At 42.8% G+C, this 2,853-nt stretch carries 3 protein-coding genes; all 3 read right to left on the reverse strand.

The window, feature by feature from the left end; genetic code table 11:
* On the reverse strand, positions 1–1,214 hold a 1,214-nt coding region (locus AC1WIP_RS14080), incomplete at its 3' end, for a DNA adenine methylase (RefSeq protein WP_481142419.1).
* A 177-nt stretch (positions 1,215–1,391) separates the two neighbouring features.
* On the reverse strand, positions 1,392–2,123 hold the full coding sequence (locus AC1WIP_RS14085; RefSeq protein WP_481142421.1) for a TRM11 family SAM-dependent methyltransferase: 732 nt from the start codon (positions 2,121–2,123) through the stop codon (positions 1,392–1,394).
* Positions 2,124–2,226: 103 nt separating this feature from the next.
* On the reverse strand, positions 2,227–2,853 hold a 627-nt coding region (locus AC1WIP_RS14090; RefSeq protein ID WP_481142420.1), incomplete at its 5' end, for a type III PLP-dependent enzyme domain-containing protein.

Genomic DNA, 2,853 nt, shown 5'->3' on the forward strand with positions numbered 1-2,853 from the left:
GTACAATACAAGCCCTTAAATGTATGAGACACAAAATGATCTGATTCCTTGCATGCAGTCAAAAGCTTTTTAGCCTCTTCCATTGATAAAGTGATTCCATTATTTTCAATCATTGCTTTTGCAAACGTCGCAGACATAGCCATATAATCATTGCTTACTACAGCTTTTCCCTGAGACTTAAACATATATCCGACAATGCCTGAGCCGGCAAATAAATCCACTACTGTATCAAATTGAAATTGTGATGCAGCCGACCAAATTTCGGAAAGCAGTTTGCTTTTGGAACCCATATACCTAGTAGCCGGATAATGGGATACCTGCTCCGGCAATGGTTCCGGAACCAGCTTAATCAGCGTTTTTCTTTTGGGAGGAACAGTAACTATTACATCCTCCCCTTTTCGTTTATTTCCTCTACAGGATATATATCGTTTTGTCTGTATCACTTCGGTGTTAAATGATTTATACAATTCATGCACAAGAGGATGATTCGAGTTTGTAAGAACCACATAGCATCCCAATTCCTGCAGACGCTGTACCTCCGCTGCCAGCTCTACATGATCCTCCTCATAAAATTGTTCCTTTGTATATCGTTTGAAATCGGCGTATTCCGAAACAGGCAGATAAGGCGGATCTAAAAAAATAAAATCCCCCTGTCTTGCATACTTCTTTAGCACTGTCAAATAATCGTCACACACTATATTGGCTTTTTGCAATACCTGCGATGCCGCATATAATCCTTCTATATCACAAAAGTTAGGCGCTTTATATTTCCCAAAAGGAACGTTAAACTGGCCTTTTTTGTTGACGCGATAAAGACCATTAAAGCATGTCTTATTCAGGTAAATCGTCCTGGCCGCAGCTTCAGCCTTAGGCAGTGCCTGCCAATCCAAGGCACGGACATTGTAAAACATTTCCTGCGTATTTTCATATTGCTGCAAGTAGGAAATTACCTTATCAACATTCTCTGCAACCTCTTTGTACACATTAATTAATTCCGGATTGCTGTCTGCAATAACCGCATCTTCAGGCTTTAATGCAAAAAACATAGCGCCGCCGCCTATGAACGGTTCAATATACCTTCCATAGGAAGCAGGAACTTTTGGCAATAAATCCCCTAACATCTGAGTCTTTCCGCCCGCCCACTTCAAGATGGGACCTGCTTGTATACAATTCTCTTTTTCAGTTGCCTGCTCTGCCATACCGTTTTTTTTCATTATGACTCAATCCCTTGCTATCCCATCTGTAGTAACATTCTCATTTTCCAGCTTCATCATAAAAGCATAACTGTTCCCTGCAGCAGCACATATATCTTTGTCTGCCGTTTCACTTAGTATATCTCTAAAATTCAGCAGAAGCAACTTTTAAATTCGGCAATGACTGAAATAAGATAATTACTCTTCTAAAACAAATATGTTCTCATGAGCCAGCAGCAGAAAGCTTTTCTCCTTTTTCTGCCAGTACTGTGTAGATCTGCAATTATGCTGTTCTTTAATAATAATCTCTTTTAACCTAAAACCTGCTTGAACAAAAGATTTCATGGTATCCATTCCCAAAGGGCAGACGTATCCTTTTTTTCGTACGTCCCCGATCATAAATGAGCAAATCGCCTTGGGCTTTAATACTCTGTATGCTTCACTTGCAGCTTCTTTCATAGCAAAAAGGAATTCTTCATATGACAAAAGTGACATATCCTCAACAATATTATGGCTATATTGAATAATATCGGCGTATGGCGGATGTGTGCAAATCATGTCTATACTATTATCTTTAATAAATGACAAGTCCCTTGCACTTCCCTGTCGTATGAATATTTTGGGAGTTAGATAATTGAAAAAATTAAGATTTGAATTAGACAATTTGATAGATTCCGGATTTACATCTATACCAATGGCATTTCTTCCTAAAAGCTTTGCTTCTATCAGTGTTGTTCCGCTTCCCAGAAATTGATCCAATATCCAATCATTTTCCTTGGAATACCGCAATATCAGATTTCGTGGAACGTAAGGCGACCAATTCCCCCTGTATTTACCTGAATGTGTTGCCCAGCTTCCTCTATCCGGAAACGACCATATCGACGTTTCCTCTAACCTGAATTTATCTGGACGTTCTCTTATACAAATCAGTCCTTTCTTTGTAAGCTTCTATTATAATAACTCTTTTATCACCCCTTGTCTATTAAATGTCTCTGAAAATTTATGACAGCTTCCCTTAGGGAAGCTGCCGCCCTCAATAGGTAATCCTGCGTTTTGCCGCCGTCACCTCCCACCATTCCCTGATCCGTCCTCCCTCCACAGCCAAAACAGAAGCATAAAGGGCCGTTGTAGGGCAGATATGCACCGGAAGGGCAAAGAGCACGGTGCCGATCTCAGGAATATCCTTTCTGTGCTCGTTGGGCACTCTTAAAACCCAGTGCTCCTCATTGTGCATCACCGTCTGGGCATATTCCATGCCCACGATCTGCGCCCTGGGAATGGGCGGGTCGCAGGCCACAGCCTTGGTTCCCAAATCCAGCGTAAAGGTATCCTCCGTGGGTCTGCTGATCACACGGGTAAGCAAGGCCGCCGCCGGCACAAAGGGCAGATCTGCGTATGCGTCCCGGTAGCCTATATCCTGAATCACACAGGTTCCCGGACTCAAATAAGCATCTGTAAGATGTTCGTGACAGGGAAAAGAAGGCGTTCCGCCCATAATCGTCACACCACAGTCCATACCCTGTCCTGTCAGCTCCTTCCTCAGCGTATTGATCTGCTCATCCCAGGGCGCAGCCGCAGCCATTCTCTCCTCTAATCCATGCTCATGGCGGGGGCCGTCATAGCAATTAAAACCGCACCTGCGGATGCCCTCCAAGGGATT

It is taken from the genome of Acetatifactor sp., from assembly GCF_982438285.1.